Source organism: Xanthomonas sp. 60, from assembly GCF_011761925.1.
Genome location: NZ_JAASQW010000003.1, coordinates 18,859 through 36,192, shown reverse-complemented (window position 1 = coordinate 36,192; position 17,334 = coordinate 18,859). Strand labels below are relative to the sequence as shown.

At 65.4% G+C, this 17,334-nt stretch carries 15 protein-coding genes and 1 pseudogene; 12 read left to right on the top strand and 4 right to left on the bottom strand.

From position 1 onward, the window contains the following. Nucleotides 1-458 precede the first annotated feature (458 nt). From FHY09_RS07095 to FHY09_RS07085, 3 genes are all read right to left on the bottom strand, one after another. Nucleotides 459-2,681: a peptidoglycan-binding protein gene (locus FHY09_RS07095; RefSeq protein WP_166925614.1), complete on the bottom strand. Its 2,223-nt coding sequence runs from the start codon at nt 2,679-2,681 to the stop codon at nt 459-461. 46 nt (nt 2,682-2,727) lie between these two features. Continuing rightward, complete coding sequence (locus FHY09_RS16360) at nt 2,728-3,603, bottom strand: hypothetical protein (protein WP_208407658.1); 876 nt, start codon at nt 3,601-3,603, stop codon at nt 2,728-2,730. 350 nt (nt 3,604-3,953) lie between these two features. Next, a complete protein-coding gene (locus FHY09_RS07085; RefSeq protein WP_166925612.1) occupies nt 3,954-4,796 on the bottom strand; it encodes a hypothetical protein in 843 nt (280 codons plus the stop codon). Nucleotides 4,797-5,043: 247 nt separating this feature from the next. Here FHY09_RS07085 and FHY09_RS07080 point away from each other — a divergent pair, with 247 nt between their 5' ends. From FHY09_RS07080 to FHY09_RS07035, 10 genes and pseudogenes are all read left to right on the top strand, one after another. Then, nucleotides 5,044-5,613, top strand: coding sequence for a hypothetical protein (locus FHY09_RS07080; protein WP_166925610.1), 570 nt, complete (start codon nt 5,044-5,046; stop codon nt 5,611-5,613). Continuing rightward, nucleotides 5,610-6,824 carry a lipase family protein gene (locus tag FHY09_RS07075; RefSeq protein WP_166925607.1) on the top strand — a complete coding sequence of 405 codons (1,215 nt, stop codon included), beginning with the start codon at nt 5,610-5,612 and terminating at the stop codon, nt 6,822-6,824. The genes FHY09_RS07080 and FHY09_RS07075 overlap by 4 nt, the downstream gene beginning before the upstream one ends. A 110-nt stretch (nt 6,825-6,934) precedes the next feature. Continuing rightward, nucleotides 6,935-7,675 (top strand): hypothetical protein, encoded by a 741-nt coding sequence (locus tag FHY09_RS07070; RefSeq protein WP_166925605.1) that lies wholly within the window; start codon nt 6,935-6,937, stop codon nt 7,673-7,675. 99 nt (nt 7,676-7,774) lie between these two features. Continuing rightward, a complete protein-coding gene (locus FHY09_RS07065; protein ID WP_166925603.1) occupies nt 7,775-8,950 on the top strand; it encodes a M23 family metallopeptidase in 1,176 nt (391 codons plus the stop codon). 127 nt (nt 8,951-9,077) lie between these two features. Beyond that, complete coding sequence (locus FHY09_RS07060) at nt 9,078-9,371, top strand: hypothetical protein (protein WP_166925601.1); 294 nt, start codon at nt 9,078-9,080, stop codon at nt 9,369-9,371. Nucleotides 9,372-9,533: 162 nt separating this feature from the next. Further along, nucleotides 9,534-10,634, top strand: coding sequence for a DNA adenine methylase (locus tag FHY09_RS07055; protein ID WP_208407656.1), 1,101 nt, complete (start codon nt 9,534-9,536; stop codon nt 10,632-10,634). Nucleotides 10,635-10,793: 159 nt separating this feature from the next. After that, nucleotides 10,794-11,192 (top strand): annotated as a pseudogene (gene mntR, locus FHY09_RS07050) (manganese-binding transcriptional regulator MntR); the annotation flags it as partial. Continuing rightward, nucleotides 11,185-11,706 carry a tRNA adenosine(34) deaminase TadA gene (tadA, locus tag FHY09_RS07045; protein ID WP_166925596.1) on the top strand — a complete coding sequence of 174 codons (522 nt, stop codon included), beginning with the start codon at nt 11,185-11,187 and terminating at the stop codon, nt 11,704-11,706. The pseudogene mntR and the gene tadA, both read left to right, overlap by 8 nt. A gap of 75 nt (nt 11,707-11,781) precedes the next feature. Then, nucleotides 11,782-12,354 (top strand): oligoribonuclease, encoded by a 573-nt coding sequence (orn, locus tag FHY09_RS07040; protein ID WP_166926546.1) that lies wholly within the window; start codon nt 11,782-11,784, stop codon nt 12,352-12,354. 68 nt (nt 12,355-12,422) lie between these two features. Continuing rightward, nucleotides 12,423-13,274 carry an EcsC family protein gene (locus FHY09_RS07035; RefSeq protein ID WP_166925594.1) on the top strand — a complete coding sequence of 284 codons (852 nt, stop codon included), beginning with the start codon at nt 12,423-12,425 and terminating at the stop codon, nt 13,272-13,274. Nucleotides 13,275-13,364: 90 nt separating this feature from the next. Here the strand turns inward: FHY09_RS07035 and ppsA are convergent, their stop codons facing one another. Next, nucleotides 13,365-15,743 (bottom strand): phosphoenolpyruvate synthase, encoded by a 2,379-nt coding sequence (gene ppsA / locus FHY09_RS07030; protein WP_166925593.1) that lies wholly within the window; start codon nt 15,741-15,743, stop codon nt 13,365-13,367. A 145-nt stretch (nt 15,744-15,888) separates the two neighbouring features. On the opposite strand from ppsA, the gene ppsR reads away from it, so the two are divergent. Next, nucleotides 15,889-16,710, top strand: a complete 822-nt coding sequence (gene ppsR / locus FHY09_RS07025) for a posphoenolpyruvate synthetase regulatory kinase/phosphorylase PpsR (RefSeq protein WP_166925591.1) — start codon at nt 15,889-15,891, stop codon at nt 16,708-16,710. 101 nt (nt 16,711-16,811) lie between these two features. Then, nucleotides 16,812-17,327, top strand: a complete 516-nt coding sequence (locus FHY09_RS07020) for a DUF1249 domain-containing protein (RefSeq protein ID WP_166925589.1) — start codon at nt 16,812-16,814, stop codon at nt 17,325-17,327. Nucleotides 17,328-17,334 lie beyond the last annotated feature (7 nt).

The following is a 17,334-nucleotide window of genomic DNA, read 5'->3' as shown; positions in this document are numbered from 1 at the left end:
ACCCGGTCAATTTCCAACCGGGGCGAACGCAACGGCGCCAACCTGTACTTTGCCGTAATCTTGTCCGCACTAAAGACAATATCAGTCATGCGAAAGCACTCGTCGGGTGACCTGAGCGCATCGACGGTGTCCGTCGGCACCGCTACCTCGCCCTTGGAGCCCATGATATGCACGTAGAAACAGCCGTTGTACCCGTGCCGCCGTCTATGGAAAGTGCACGGTCCCAAGTAAAAGAGGGGGCTTTTTAAAAAAGCGCTAAAAACCCCCCTTTTACCAACGGTCTGATTGTAATGACGACAGCTGAACGACTCGCGGGGCAAACGCGCCAAGTCACGCACAATATTTTCGCGGCCCCGCAATCACAGCTATCTTCATACCGTCATCAACGTACCACCAGTGACAATGAATCCGGCTCCTTTCAAGCACGATGTTGGGCTGCACGGAAAGCCATTTAGGTCTTAGCGCTCTGCGGCAACGCCAGCGCTGCGATCATTGGCCATGTCCTGCTGTGCAACCTGCGTCTGCGCACCCGCGCTGGCTTCGCTGAATGCCCGCCCCGTCGGTCCATTGGCAAGATCTGACATGGCCGAGCGCATGGCCGCCGAATCGCCGCTGCGCGCTGCCTCCAGCAGCGATGAGAGCAGGGTGCTGCCACCGGCCGGCTGCGTGACGTTTTGCTCGCCACGGCCGGAAGCCGGCGCGCTGCCCGAACGCTCAGCGTCCTGCGCACGATCAAGCGCTGCGCGTGACTTGGGGCCGACCTCACCGTCGACGCTCAGCCCGTTCTCCCGCTGGAAGGCTTTGACGGCCTCTTCAGTACGATGACCGAAGATTCCGTCTGCCGCCAAAGGCTTGCCGGCCTTGTCGGTATATCCCAGCTTGTTCAGATTTTCCTGCAAGGCCTGGACGTTGGTGCCTCGGCTGTTCTCACGCAGCGTCGGTCCAGCGTGTTCGTTTTCAGAGCGGCCCGCTCTGGCGTCCGTTCGCTCAGTGGTTGCTGCGCGCACACCGTCCTTCTCCTGGATCATGTCGCGTGCGGCTGCGAGGGGATCGGTGGCGAAGAGCTTCACACCACGCGCATTCTTCTGGTCCAGATAGCGATCCAGTGGCATGAGGTCGACGCCCTCGCCACCGCGGGACTGGCTGATCTTCAGCTCGCCATCGGTGGGATCACGCACGACCATGGTGATGTGGTCGATGCCTTTGAAGCGGCCAGCGTCCCATCCCTTGGCGCCATTGTCCTCGCCGATGATCATGCCTTCGCGCAGCGCCTCACGGTTCACCTGCGCACCCGAAAGCGCCACGCCCGAGCGCTCGGTCGCCTTCTCGATGATGCGCGCGGCGTGGTCCATGCCCGGGCTGAATTCCTGGCTCTTGGGGAATACGTCACGGCCCGCCTGCTCGTTCACTTCGGCCATGGTCTGATTGGTCAGGCGCACCACCCAGCCCGAGCAGTCGACGCGGCCGTTCTCAGGGCGCTTGTCGCCAAAACCGTACTTCACGTCGTCGAACTGACGTGTCAGTTCATACGCGCGGTTGAGCGTCACGCCCTCGCTGCCTGCAGCGGCGGAGGGCTGAGCCAGCGGGGCTGCGGATTGCGCCTTGGCGTCCTGGGCAGCGCCCGCCTGCTGCAGCGCTGCCGCGCTCGCACCGGCCGCAGCGCCGACAGACGCCGCTGCGCCGGCTGCGGCGAGGCCCGGCGCCACCGCTGCGCCTTGGGCGGGCATCGCCGCCGCATGCGGCTCGGGGGTGCGGAGCGCCTGCAACGTGTCGCGTCCGGCGATGCCGTCGACCTCCAGCCCACGGTCCTGCTGGAAACGCTCCACGGCGTGCCGCGTGTTGGGACCATAGCTGCCGTCGGTGCCCAAGGGCTGCCCATCGCGGCCGGTGTAGCCCAGTGCATTGAGCTGCTGTTGCAGCTGTGACACCGGCGCGCCCCGCTCATCCGGAGCCAGCACGCCGTCGGCCATCGGATCGCGTGGCGCGCGGGTCGGTGCAGCCGTCTGCGCGCCGGCGCTGATGGAGCCACTGGGCAGGCCGCGCGTGGCTTCGTCGGCGTATGCCTGGTACTTGTCCATGTGGTCGCCCATCTTGCCGTAGGCGGCCTGCAGCGTGATGCTCCCGTCGCCGTAAAGGGAAGGGTTGCCGGAGATGACTTTGGCGCTCAGTACGCTGTCGACCCGGGCATTGGGGTTGTCACGCAGCCCGCCGAGAAACTTGACAGCGTCACCCGACCCCAGGTTGTGCATGGCATACACATTGGCGTCCACGTCCTTGCCGCCATATTCCGCTGCTCGTTCGATGTTCTCACGGGTGAATTCGGCAAGCATCGAAGCCTGGAGCCGCGTGTCTTCGCGCAACGCCGGGGCATTGGCCTGTGCATCGGTGAGGTCGGCTGCGTTGCTGACGCCGTATTTCTCACCGTAGGTCCGGATCATCGTCGCCCAGGTCCCGTTGAGGAACTGACCGTAGCCATGCGCCGAAGAGATCGCCTTGGTGCCGTCGTACTGGGTGACGGTATTGAGCTCAGGCTTGGACGTGGAAACCGGGCGCGCATTGGGATTGAACCCCGACTCGAATCCGGCAATCTTCACCATCACGTCTACTTCGATGCCCGCGGCCTTGGCGGCGGCTTCCAGTTGTGGGCGGTTGGCGGCCCAACGAACATCTCTGATTGACATCTGCAGCTCCTTCTATGGATTTTTCAAACGGGCATCGAACGCTGGATCACTGCGCCCACGGATACGTCTTGGACCCAGGATCAAATGCGACTACGGTGCTGCCGACGTCCTTGCCGTCCCGCGTGCGGGTGGCCTTGAGCGGATAGAAGCCGGCAACAGGCGCTCCCTGCGGATCGATCTGCACGCGGACGGTTTCCTGGGGCGCGGACTCGACGGATTGAGGAATCCGCGAAACGTTGCGGAACGTCCCGTCCATCGGCACCTGCAGGTCATTCATCGCGACGGTGACGCCCTGCCAGGTACCGCCAGCAGTGGACTTCCAGCCGTAGAGGGCCGGACCCACCTGCACAAGTTCGGCGTTACGACAGCCGCAGTCTCCCGCCTGCCCTTGATCCATGGCCGGCGTGACCGCCAGAGGCTTCCAGCTGCCGTCGGCTGCGACCGTGGCAGCGAACAGTCCACGCAGGCCGGGATCGACCAGCGAATAGGCATCCGCTTCGGGGTCACTGTAGGTCTGGAAATACACCTGCGTACCCGAGGCGGTCGCTACGACCTTGGGTGCGTCGGGCTTCATGCAGTAGTCGACCTCGCCGTTGGCACCGTCCAGGCTGTGTGACCAGCAACCGTCCGCCGCCTTGAAAGACTGTTCACCGTAGGCTTTGGCCAGCATTTCTTTCACGATCTGCTCGGTCTTGGACGGGTCGAGCTCAGTGGCCGGCGCGGCAGGGTTCTGCGCCGCGTCGGCGACCGCGCCTGCGGCAGGCGGGGCGTCCGTGCTGGTGGGCTCCGGCGACACGGCGCCGGAGGCGGCCGGGGCGGAGTCAGCGCTGCATCCGGCCAAGGCGGCAAGCAGCCCGATGGCCAACAGGGAACGCGTAGCGTAGAGGGACAAGGAGGAACTCGCAGAATCGATCGCAGGCATTTGAAGATTTCTCGATTAGGGTCGGGATGCCGGTGTCCGCACAGATCGCGACGCAGTCAAGGCGGTGGCAAGCCAAGGCGTATCAGTATCGGCCCGCCATGGCGAGCGACCGGTGAAAGGCGTCAGAGCGTGAGGCAGGCGCCAGCCAAGCACGCTGCCGGGCGACGGCTCGCCGACCCGAGCGGAATGGCGCTTACGCCGGAAGGCACCGGAAAATGGCTGTGCGGCAGTTGCGCGGAAAGACAGGGGTAGTTTCGATGATGCATCGCTTTCTCCATGCGTGCAGCGTGGAAGCGCACTGCGCTTCCACGTCGAGGCCGATCCAGACCAAATCCTTTGGTCCGCTACCGTTAGATCGACCGGTAGGTGGTGTTATCCGAATCGTAGCGGTAGTCGTGCGGCTTGTCACCCCCCTCGGTTGAACCACCCTTCACCCGCACCAGTGGCATATCCGAACCTGCGTCGGGAACCAGTTCGAGCGTCTGCCCCGAAAGGGTGCCCAGATGGCGCCACTTGCGGTCTTCGGTACCCTGCAGTTCGCCGGGGTTGAACACGAGGACCTCGAACGCAGGGCTGCTCTGGCCGTCCTTGGTGACCACACTGGGCTGGGCGAGAATGAACTTGCCCGATGGCGAGTTCCACTGGACAGCCTTTCGTGAGCCATCAATGCTGTTGCCGCGCTCGGCGTGACCGAACTCGCCAATCCAGGATTCACTGCCCACCAGCGTCCAGGGATTCTCCGAACCCGATGCGCTTGCCGTATAGGTCGCGTGAGCCAGCGTGGCTTTACCGTTCGGATCCACGGCGCCGCTCTGCCGGGCGGCACCGTATTTGTTGGGAGTGGTCCAGGCAAAGCCGGTGTAGAACGTCTTTCCAGCGGCCTCGAAGGTCAGGCCGTGCCACCAGTTCACGTGGCTGCCGTTGCTGATCTCATAGCTCAGCTTGCCATTACCTTCCACGTCGGTGATCTGATGAAGCACGCGCTCCGGGGTAGGGGCGTTGGCGGTCGCTGCAGCTTCAGTGCTGGTGGAGTTTTCCATGGAATTCTGTTCGCTCGGTGCTGTGACAGTTGCGGGAGATGTGTCGGCGGTGGGCGCGGAGGCGTCGGCCTGCGGCTCCATGCCGCAGCCTGCCACGACCAGCGCAGTGAGCAGGGAAATACCGCTGAAGGGGGCACGGCTGTGCATCATCATGGCTCGTCCGGGTTGGAGTCGCGGAGTCTAACCGAGCCTTTGTAAAGGCGGTGAGGGCGCGGGCACGGAAGGTGGCGCGCGCATGCGGGCGAGGTAAGCTGTTTCCGACAAATCGGCGAAGGAGGTTCCCATGCAGTTGTTTCCGAGCACTCGATTCCCTCGCCGCTGGCCAGCGCGCCTGGCCGCCGTATGTGCGCTCATCCTTCCCATCGCCGCCTGCACTGGCCAGAACCGAGGTACTCGAACGATGAATGACGTCACCCCGCCTGAAACTGCTGGAACACCGCTGCGCAAACTCAATCCGGCCCCCCGCCACCCGCTCCGGGTGCGTATCCGTGTGGACGGGGCACCCGGCGATTTCTCTTCAGTGCGCGGCACGGTTCAGTACGATGTGGTCAATGCTGCGCAATGCGGCAAGCGCGATGCGCTTTCCGGCGCTGTTCCCTCGATCACAAGCAACGAGACGTTTGAACTGACGCGCCTGTCTGATACCGAGTTCACTGGTGTGGTATATGCCGATCGCATCCTGGACGAGGATTATTACGGGCGGGGAGTCTGCCGCTGGGAATTGACCGAAGCCCGCGTGGCACTGCGTGCAGGCGGCACTGAGCAGGACGCACGGTTCGTGGCAGGCATCAAGGGGAGCCAGTTGGCCGCCGGCGCAACGGCCGCCAAGTACTACTGGGGGGGATACTACCCACGCGCGAAACAGGATGGCTTCGCTGATTTCGGGCAGAAAGACCTTGAGCAGGTGCCCGCCGACAAGCGCGCCGAGTTTTTCCGGATCCTCATATCTGCCACGGGTGACGGCGCATGAATATCGGATCGCAGGAGTACGCTGGGCTTGCCAATGACGCCTATCGTGACCTGGCGGTTGGTCGGCGCCCTGCCGAGCAGGACGAGATCCACGTCATCGAGGGCGCGGAATATCGGATTGTCGAGCACGCGGACAATCCGCGGACCGGCTATCAGGGAACGATCTATCAACGCCTGGAAGGAGGCGATGTGGTGGTGGCCCACCGGGGCACCGAGGAGATCTGGAAGGACGCGGTGATTGCCGATGGCGCAATGGTTGTCGCGCGTACCAACCCCCAGGCGGAAGACGCGATTGCGTTGACCGGGCGTGCCATCGCCTTCGCGCATGCGCTCGAAGCCAAGCCGGGCCAGTCGACACCGGAGGTCACGGTCACCGGGCACTCGCTCGGTGGCGCGCTGGCGCAGGTGGCGGCACACCATTACGACCTTCGCGGGGAGACATTCAATGCCTACGGCTCGGCGAGTCTGAACAGGCGTATCCCGGAGGGGCCCAATGGCCGGGTCACCAATCACGTGATGGCCAATGATGCGGTGAGCGCGGCCAGTGGTCATTACGGTGAGACGATGCGCTATGCGACCGAGCGTGAGATCACGGTGCTGCATCAGTCCGGTTACTTCAACAACCGCGTTCTCGATGCGGTCACGCCGGATCTTGCCCTGGTGGCCGCCGGTCGTTCGCTGGGTTCGCACAGCATGCACAATTTCCTGCCCGTGGACGGGGAGGGCCGGCCTGATGTGTCAATCCTCCAGGACCCCTCAGCCCGTGCGCGCGCGGCAGACAACGTGCGGATGATCGATGATTACCGCGGGGACGTGGAATCACTGCGGCGGGCGGTAACCCTGGGCGTGCGGGGACCGGTGGGCTGGATACAGGATGGCGTGTCCGCAGTACGCGGGCCGGTGGAGGCGGGGGAGCCGGGCCGGGGCATGGCGCCGGCCCGTGAGGGCGGGAAAGGGGCAGAGGGGCTGTCCTCGGCAACCGGGCCGGGCCGTCCCTCCAACCATGTCGGCCAGCTGCTGGACGCAGCGCAGACCGGCTCGGGAAACGCCGTCCGCGCCGCGGTGCAGGACCTTCAGCTCTCAGAGGCCGGGCAGACATTCCAGCAGCGGGCGGAGGCGGCGAGCCTGCCCATGCAGCATGGCCCTGTGCCTGCGCTCGCACCGGACCCTGGCGCGCAGCAGCAGGACGCGCCACACACCTCGGGTCGATGAGCGCGGTGGGGCGCCGGGCAGGGCAGGCGTCCGGCCGCAACGCGCCCGCAACCCAGTGACGGCGTATCATGCGCTCCAGCCTGTGACGGATTATCCAAAAGGACCCTGGCATGACCGTTCCCCGGCCGCCGTCTCCAGACGCGGTGCTGTACATCGTTTACCAGCGCGACGGCGATGGGGCCCATTGTTATGAGGTGGACGATGGCGCCCTTGTGAGTTTCTGGATGGGGCACGCCTTCCGCCTCGCTGGCCAGGATTATTTTGTCGCGCTGACGTGCCGTACCGCTGCGCGATCCGGGCTGGAAGGGGACGGGCGGCTGATGCGTCCGGGCTGCGTGGCGATCGGGCAGGCGACCTTCATGGCGGCACGGGCTCCGGGCGCGAACAGCGACCCCGCGGCCGGACGCTGGCTGCAGCTGGAAACCGATGGCTATGTCGGCGAGTTCGGCTGCAATGATCAGCCCGACCCGCTGGACCCCCAGCGCCCGGTGTTGTCGCAGGCAACCACCGATGGCCGTCTTCTGCTGGCCGTACCGACCCGCAGCTTTTTCAACGGATCGGGTTATCTGCGCTACGCCTTGTTCTTGTTCGATCCGCTGAATGCCGATTCCCTGCCATTTCGTCGCTGGGGGTACCTCGGCAGCGTCCTGGCCGGGCTGGAGGAGGATCAGGGCGTTACGGCCGGGGCAGGATCGCTTGCCTTTGGCCCCGCTGGCGGCGAGGGGCTGCCTTCGCTGCTCATTCCCGCCGAACCCTCCCGCACCTGCGCCCCGACGGCGGCAGGTGGCCCACCCCCGCTGGATGGGCTAACCTATACCTTCGACGCGAAAGCCGGGCGGTATCTGCCCTGATCCACTTTTCGAGTTGACCGCCCTGTACATGACTCACGGATAGAGTCCGGTTGACGTTCTGTGGCCCGCCACAGTTTCACTTCATCTGAGGAGCCATCGATGGCTGTGTCCTACCGTGTTGCTGTCACGCAGGCGCTGGAAGCCGCGTCTTCAGAGCATGCGATCTCCACCGACGAACTGCTGCGCTACGCGCGTTTGCAGGAGCAGTCGCTGGCAAACGCATCGGATCTCCCTTCTTCATCCGGCGGGGTTGCCGCAGCTGATGCCGATCCGGTCGCGCTGGCGGCTGGACTGGCCAGCACCTATGCGCGGATCCAGTCGGAACTTGCTTCAAGGGAGGGACGCCTGCTCTTTGGCTCCGATCACCCCACGGCCCTGGATGTCCATGTGGCCCGGCAGCAGGGAATCGAGGGATATGCATCCCTGCAGGAGGCCGCACAGGGAGGTCGGTTTTCCCGCGCTGATACCCGCGCCAATCTACTGGCCAGCATCGCAGCCAACGATTACGCACGCGTCACGGGCGAGCCCTTCACTCTGCTCCACGCCCTGCAGGACGACCGCCTGACGCAGGCTGCCCTCAGCTACTGGGCCGCGGTGGACACGCTATCGGCGCGCGAGTCGCTCGCTGTCACCCAGAGCGTAGCGATCGACGCGCAGGGGGCAGGGCACGGTTCGTCAGGCACACGGGACGAGCCCCTGGTCTGGCCGACTCCGGGCAACTGGAATGCGGCGGCCAACGGACCCGATGGAGGCGTCGTGATCCACGGTGCAGTCGGTGACCCTGTCCTTGCCGTCGCTGCAGGGCGTGCCGCGGTCATGCCCAACAATGGCGCCGCTGGACACAGCGTGCGGGTCCACCACGACGATGGCGTGATCAGTGGCTACCGTCACCTGGATAGTCTGCCGGTGCAGCACGATTCGCGTGTCGCGGCGGGCGACAAGGTGGGCACCCTGGGACGCACTGGACGACTTCCCGCTGATGCCACGCCGCAGCTGCATCTGCAGATGTGGCGCGATGGACGCGCGTTGGATGCGCTCGAGGAGCTCCGTACCCGCGGTGCGGCCGTCGAGCGACCGGTTCCGGGGCTGGACGAGGACCGTTCCGAGTTCGTTGACCGCGTGTTCGCAGCCGCACGGACCGCCGACGACGGGGGCATCCAGCAGGCGATCAGTGCTTTCTCTGCGACGCCTGCTGCTCGACAATGGGAAGGAGCGGCGTCGTTGGAAACCACGCTTGTGGAAAGCACGCGGTCGGCAGCGGAACCACAGCGCTGAGCCCGGGCTCCAGGCGCGTGCCTAATCAATCACCAGCAGCACAGGACCCCGGTGAGCGGGGCTTTGAGGAGCAAGGAACTTCATGAAGACCAGAATCGGGATGGGATTGATCGCACTGGTGTCGAGCATGAGCGCTGCCGCCCAGTCGGATTATTACGAAGGCCTGCGGTACCGGAACAACGATCCGTTCGTTTTCTGCACGCAGGGCCAGCGCAACGCGAGCCGGTGCTGGATGCCCACGCCGCCCTATACCGGGTCGTACATGATCATGCCGTATTGCCATCCCAATCCGAAAGGAAAGCCTTGGAGCCAGGCGGATTACGATTCGCTCGCGCAGTATCTGCGCGTGTGCCCGGCAGGTGAGCAGCCTGGCAACTGGGAAGGCGCGGGGCGTCCGGAGAATTCCGGGGGACAGCACTGAGCCCTGTCTGCGTCCCCGGGTGGGGCTCACGGCACGGCGTCGTGGACAAGGCGTGTGGCGGACGATGCGCGGGGCATCTCTTTCATTGCGTATCGGCCTGACACGATGGTCGATGTCTTGATGCCCGTTGCCGAGGAAGCAAAGCCCGCGCGGATGACATCCGTGGACGACGCAGGCGAGGCGACCTTCCTGCGCAGCCAGCTCATCACCTACCTCGGCAACAAGCGGGCACTGCTGCCCTTCATCGAGGCGGGGCTGCTGCATGCCCGGCAGGCGCTTGGGCGTCCGAAGATCGATTTTCTGGACCTCTTCTCAGGCTCCGGTGTGGTTGCCCGGCTGGCCCGCAGGCACGCACGGCGGCTGCACTGCAACGATCTGGAGCGTTACAGCCAGGTGGTGAACACCTGCCATCAGGCGAATGCGGCGGAGGTGGATCACCGGGCCCTGGCGGCGGAGCTGCAACGGCTGCGCAGGTGCACCGCCGGCGAGCTGTCGCCCGGCTTCATCAGCGAGCTGTACGCCCCGCGCGACGATGCCGATATCCAACCTGGCGAGCGCGCGTTCTACACCCGGCGCAACGCGCTGTTCCTGGATACGTTCTGCACGGCCCTGGCGGATACCGCGCCCGCGTTGCGGCCGTTCCTGTTGTCGCCGGTGCTGGCGCAGGCGTCCATGTACGCCAATACCTCCGGTGTGTTCAAGGGCTTCTACAAGAACCGCGACGGGGTAGGGCAGTTCGGCGGCGACGCACGCAATGCGCTGAGCCGGATCCTGCGGGAGATCGAGGTGCAGGCGCCGGTGTTCAGCCGTCACGCCTGCGAGGTGCAGCTTCACCGCCGCGACGCCAATGAACTGGTCCGCGAGCTTGATCCGGTGGACGTGGCCTATTTCGATCCGCCCTACAACGAGCATCCTTACGGCTCGAACTACTTCATGTTGAACCTGCTGTGTGACTACCGGCGACCGGCCGAGGTGAGCCGGGTGTCGGGCATTCCGAAGGACTGGAACCGTTCGGATTACAACCGCGCGCGGGCGGCGGAAACCGCCCTGTTCGATGCCGTCGCCGCGGTCCGTGCCAGCTTTGTCCTGATCTCCTACAACTCCGAAGGATTCATCGGCCAGGCGCGTTTCCAGCAGGCCCTCGAAGGCATGGGCGCCCTGAGCGTGATGGACACGCGGTACAACGCCTTCCGCGGCAGCCGCAATCTGGCCGGGCGCGAGCGCCATGTCACCGAGTTCCTGTACCTGCTCGACAAGCGATGAACGCGCGGCGCGCCTCGCCTGCCAGTCCCTGCCCAGCAGGGCCGGGCCCGTCGCGCCGGGGTACAATGGGCCTTTGCTGAATCCGCCTGGCCTGGAGCCTGCATGCCGTCCGCGACCCGTTCGAAACCCGCACTGCCTGCACCGCAGCTGCACGTGGATGGGTTTGCCCAGGTGCGCGAGGCCCGCCGCTCCGAGCTGGTTGAAGATTACGTGGAGCTCATCGCGGACCTGATCATCGACGGTCGCGAGGCGCGCCAGGTCGACATCGCCAGCCGCCTGGGCGTGGCCCAGCCTACCGTCGCCAAGGCCCTCAAGCGCCTGGTCAAGGAAGGGTGGGCCGTGCAGCGGCCTTACCGTGGCGTGTTCCTGACGCCGGCCGGCGAGGCGCTCGCGCAGGAAGTCCGGGCGCGCCACCAGACGGTTGAGCGTTTCCTGCTCGCACTGGGGGTGGATGCGGATTCCGCGCGGCGCGATGCCGAGGGGATCGAGCACCACGTCAGCCCGGCCACGCTCGCCGCCTTCGAAGCCTTCCTGCGGACGCACCACGGTCATGGCTGAGGCGCTGCCGGTACACGATGCAGATGAGCGCTGGATGCGCCATGCGCTCGCGCTGGCCGGACGCGCGCAGCGTGAGTTCGACGAGATTCCTGTCGGTGCGGTGCTCGTCAGCGCGCAGGGGGAGGTCTTGGGTGAAGGGTGGAACCTCAACATCGCCGAGCACGATCCCAGTGCGCACGCAGAGATCGTGGCGATGCGCCATGCGGGCCGGGCGCTGGGCAACCATCGCCTGCTCGGCAGCACGCTTTACGTGACGCTCGAGCCGTGTGCGATGTGCGCGATGGCGCTTGTGCATGCACGGATAGCGCGGCTGGTATACGCCGCCACGGATCCGAAAACCGGTGCCTGCGGCAGCGTGTTCGATCTGGTCGGGGATGCGCGCCACAACCATCGCGTCACGGTCCAGGGCGGCGTGCTGGCCCGTGAAGCGAGCCTGGCCCTGACCAACTATTTCCGTGCCAAGCGCGGCCGCCCGCTGCTTGTGCTCGATGGACCGTCTGCACAGGAAGGCTGAGCGTCGCACGGTATGATGCAGGCCTCTTCTTCCACCGGCGCGCTGCCAAGGCGCGCCCTGCAGCGAGGCAATGCGATGGCGGACAGCGGCGTGAGCAACGAGCGGTTGATCTGGATCGATCTGGAAATGACCGGATTGGACACCGATAACGATTCGATCATCGAGATCGCCACGGTGGTGACCGACGCACAGCTCAACGTGCTGGCGGAGGGCCCGGAGCTGGCCATCCATCATCCGCTGCAGACGCTGGAAGCGATGGACGAGTGGAACCGTAACCAGCACCGTCGTTCCGGCCTGTGGCAGCGGGTGCTGGACAGCCAGGTCACGTTGGCGCAGGCGGAGGCACGCACGGTCGCCTTCCTGACCGGGTGGGTCGGTGCCGGCGCTTCGCCCATGTGCGGCAACTCCATCTGCCAGGACCGCCGTTTCCTGCACCGGCAGATGCCACGGCTGGAGAAGTACTTCCACTACCGCAACCTGGACGTCTCCACGATCAAGGAACTGGCCAAGCGCTGGGCACCGGCCGTCGCGGCGGGCGTGGGCAAGACCAGCAGCCATACGGCGTTGAGTGATGTGCACGATTCGATCAACGAGCTCAAGCATTACCGGCAGTACATGGGGCCGCTGGCAGGCCTGACGATGGTCTGAGCAATGCCCCGCACGGCCCGCGCCGCGCGTTGCACACCGTTTACGCAGGCGCCGTTATGATCGGCGCCATGAACGAACTCACCGCGTTGCCCCGTGATATCGCCCACCAGCCACAGGACTGGACCGACCTGCAGCGTGCGGTGGGACTGCTCGAGGCGCCCACTCTGACGGCGCGCATGGCCAACGTGGTGGGCGCGCCGCTCGAATTCGCCGTGAAAAAGCTGCCGTCCGGCCTGTCCCGGCGCATTCATGGCGCCGTCCATGCCGCGCTGACCAAGGCCGTGCAGGGCGCCTTGATGAGCATGGCCAATACGCCGGGAAAATCCGCATCCACGCGCTGGCACAAGCTGGCGGCCGCGACCAGTGGCGCGGTGGGAGGGGCATTCGGATTTTCGGCCCTGCTGGTCGAGTTGCCCCTGTCAACGACGATCATGATGCGTGCGGTGGCCGACGTGGCCCGCAGCGAGGGCTTCGACCTGGCAGATCCGGGCACGCGTAACGCCTGCCTGGAGGTGTTTGCCCTGGGCGGCAACGACGGTGGCGACGATGCCAGCGAAACCGGCTACTACCTGGCCCGCGGGTTCACTGCCGATGTCATGCGGCACCTCTCGGCGGAGCTGGCGGGCCGTGTGGTGACCGGCCGCAATCTCACGCTCGGCGTTGCCCCGAAAGAGGCCGGCAAACTTCTGGCCAAGCTGGTCGAGAAGGTCGCCGCGCGGTTCGGCGTGGTGGTCACTGAAAAATTCGCCGCGCAGGCGGTGCCGATCGTCGGTGCAGCGACCGGTGCGGCGCTCAATACGATGTTCACCGACTACTACCAGGACATGGCGCGCGGGCACTTCATCGTGCGTCGGCTGGAGATGAAGTATGGCGAGGACGTGGTGAAGGACGCCTACGATCGGATTGCCTCGACGCGGTGACGCCCCGTTCCATCGGTGCCTGGAACGAAAACGCCGGGCAGTGCCCGGCGTTTTTCTGCCAACCGCGGCCGGGCAGGGCCCGGCACACCCTCAGCCGGCGGCCTTGAGCTTGGCCAGGCGCAGCCAGGTATCCACCACCGTATCCGGATTCAGCGATACCGATTCGATGCCTTCCTGCATCAGCCATTCGGCCAGGTCCGGATGATCCGACGGGCCCTGTCCGCAGATGCCGACATACTTGCCCTTCGCGCGTGCCGACTTGATCGCCATCGACAGCAGCTTCTTGACCGCCGGGTTCCGCTCGTCGAACAGATGCGCCACGATCGATGAATCGCGATCCAGGCCCAGCGTCAGCTGGGTCAGGTCATTGGAGCCGATCGAGAAGCCATCGAAGATGTCCAGGAACTCATCGGCGAGCAGGGCATTGGACGGCACCTCGCACATCATGATGATCTTCAGGCCGTTCTCGCCCTGCTTGAGCCCATTCTGCTCGAGCACTTCCACGACCTTGCGGCCTTCGTCCAGCGTGCGCACGAACGGGATCATCACCCACAGGTTGTCCAGGCCCATTTCGTTGCGCACGCGCAGTACGGCCTTGCATTCCAGCGCGAAGGCTTCGGAGAAGCTCGGATCGACGTAACGGCTGGCGCCGCGGAAGCCGATCATCGGGTTCTCTTCATGCGGCTCGTACGCGGTACCGCCGATCAGGTTGGCGTACTCGTTGGACTTGAAGTCCGACAGGCGCACGATCACCGGGTTGGGCGCCACCGAGGCGGTCAGCGTCGCGATGCCCTCGGCCAGGCGGTCCACGTAGAAGCTCACGGGGTCCTTGTAGCCGGCGATCTTCTCGTCGATCTTCTTCTTCGTTGCCGCATCCTGGCGGTCGTACTCCAGCAATGCGTTCGGATGGATGCCGATGTGGCTGGCAATGATCATTTCCAGGCGTGCCAGGCCGATGCCGGCATTCGGCAGCTGGCCGAAATCGAAGGCACGCTCGGGATTGGCGACGTTCATCATGATCTTCAACGGCGCCGGGGGCATGTTGCCGAGGTCGGTGGTGGTGCGCTCGAACTCGAGGATGCCCTCGTAGATGAAACCGGTATCGCCCTCGGCACAGCTCACGGTGACCTGCTGGCCGTCCTGGATCAGCTGCGTGGCGTTGCCCGAACCGACCACGGCCGGCACGCCCAGCTCGCGCGCGATGATCGCTGCGTGGCAGGTGCGGCCGCCGCGGTTGGTCACGATGGCCGAGGCGCGCTTCATCACCGGCTCCCAATCGGGATCGGTCATGTCGGCGATCAGCACGTCACCGGGCTGCACGCGGTTCATGTCGTCGAGCGTCTTGACCACGCGCGCGGTACCGGCGCCGATCTTGGCGCCCACGGCGCGGCCCTCGGCCAGCACCTTGCCGTCCTTCTGGGACAGCGCGAAACGTTCGATCTGCGTGGCGTGGCTGCGCGACTTCACCGTCTCCGGACGTGCCTGCACGATGAACAGCTTGCCGCTCACGCCATCCTTCGCCCACTCGATATCCATCGGGCGGCCGTAATGCTTCTCGATGGTCAGCGCCTGGCGGGAGAGTTCCTGCACGTCCTCATCGCTGATGGAGAACGTGGTGCGCAGCGCCTCGGGCGTGTCTTCGATGCGCACGCGCTCGCCGGGCACGTCCGAATAGACCATGCGGATCGCCTTGCTGCCCAGCGAACGACGCAGGATGGCCGGCTTGCCCGCGTTCAACGTGGGCTTGTAGACATAGAACTCGTCCGGATTGACCGCACCCTGCACGACCATCTCGCCGAGGCCGAACGAGGAGGTCACGAAGACCACATCGCGGAAACCGGATTCGGTGTCCAGGGTGAACAGCACGCCCGACGCGCCGACACCCGAACGCACCATCAGCTGCACGCCGGCCGACAGGAACACGTCCTCGTGCTTGAAGCCATGGTGCACGCGGTAGGCGATCGCGCGGTCGTTGTACAGCGAGGCGAACACTTCCTTGACCTTGTGCACGACGTCGTCGGCACCGGTCACGTTGAGGAAGGTTTCCTGCTGGCCGGCGAAGGACGCATCGGGCAGGTCTTCGGCGGTGGCCGACGAACGCACCGCGACCGCCACCTCGCCACCGCCATTGTCTTCGCAGAGCTTGGCATAGGCGGTGCGGATGTCCTGGTCCAGCGCCGGATGCAGCGGGGCCTCGGTCACCCAGCTGCGGATTTCCTTGCCGGCGGCCGTCAGCGCGTTGACATCTTCCACATCCAGCGTGGCGAGCTTGTCGAAGATGCGCTTGGACAGATCGTTATGGGCGATGAAGTCCTTGAAGGCGTCGGATGTGGTCGCGTAACCGCCGGGGACGGAGACGCCCAGCCCGGCCAGGTTGCCGATCATTTCGCCGAGGGACGAATTTTTGCCGCCTACGCGTGCCAGATCGGCCAAGCGCAGTTCGTGCAACCAGAGGATGTTCTCGTTCAAGCGCGATGCTCCGTTTGGCCATCGCCCGGGCGGGCTGAAGATGGCCGCGTCCATGGGAAGAAGCCGCTATGATGCCGGTCGGACCGCTGTGCACACAAGCGTGTGACAGCAGGCGTTTTAAGCTTCGGACTGGGAAATTGCACTCATGACGACCATCCGGCCGGTGTTCTACGTATCCGATGGAACCGGTATCACCGCTGAAACCATTGGGCATAGCCTGCTCACCCAGTTCACCGGATTCAGCTTCATCACCGATCGGCTTTCGTTCATCGACGACCCCGAAAAAGCCGCCGAGGCCTGCGCCCGGATCCAGGCGGCGGGGGAGCGGTACCAGGTCCGGCCGATCGTGGTGAACTCCTGCGTGGACCCGGAACTGAGTGCGATCCTCTCCGGCAGCGGGGCGATGATGCTAGATGTGTTCGCCCCGTTCATCGAGCCGCTGGAGCGCGAACTGTCCAGCCCGCGCCTGTCCAAGGTCGGGCAGGCGCATGGCATGGTGGACTTCGAGACCTACCACCGGCGCATCAACGCAATGAACTTCGCGCTGAGCCACGACGACGGCATCGCGGTGAATTACGACGACGCCGATGTGATCCTGGTGGCGGTCTCGCGGGCAGGCAAGACGCCCACCTGCATCTACCTCGCCCTGCATTACGGCGTGCGCGCGGCCAATTACCCGCTCACCGACGAAGACCTGGAAAGCGAGCGCCTGCCGCCGCGCCTGCGCAACTACCGGAAGAAGCTCTTCGGCCTGACCATCGATCCTGACCGGCTGCACCAGGTCCGCCAGGAACGGCGCCCGAACTCCAGCTACGCCAACCTGGAAACCTGCCGGCGCGAGGTCGCCATCGCCGAGCGCCTGTTCCAGATGGAGCGCGTGCCCACGCTGAGCACCACCCACACCTCCATCGAGGAGATTTCCAGCAAGGTGCTGGCCACGCTGGGGCTCAAGCGCGAGCTTTACTGACGGCCTGCGGCCGCGCCGTCCCGGGAGGGGGGCGTGGGCCTGGGGGATGCCGTTGGCGGGCCGGCACCTGCGGGTCAGGGCCAACCGTGTAGGATCGACGCATGGCCCAAGCATTCCCCCGAACCCAACGTATTCCGCGCCTCAGCCGGCTGAGCTGGCTCATGGGGCTCTATGCGGAGAATCACCGCCACCTGGTCCGCCTGTTCGCGCCCGGCGAGCTGCCGGTCGGCAGCTACGTGTCCTCCGTCGGTGATGGACTGGACGTACGGCTGGATGTGCTGGAATGCCACGCCTACACCGTCGAACTGCGCCTGACCTACGACATCAGCGACCCGCTCACCGGTCAGCCTGATCCTTCTGCGTATGTGCGGCTTTACCTGGACGCGCAACAGGCCGAAACCACGCACTGCTACGTGGGCCGGCGCTGGCAGGACGTCATGGGCATGTATCCGCCGCCGGCGCAGCTGATCAGCCACCGCATGCGGATGAACACGTTCCTCGGCAAATGGCTGGATTACCTGGCCGAGCGCGGGCATGGCGTGGCGACACTGCGCCGCGATCCGGACGGCTCCGCGCGGGTTGCCGCCGGCGAAGTCCGGCTCGCCGCCGTGCGTTGACGCAGCG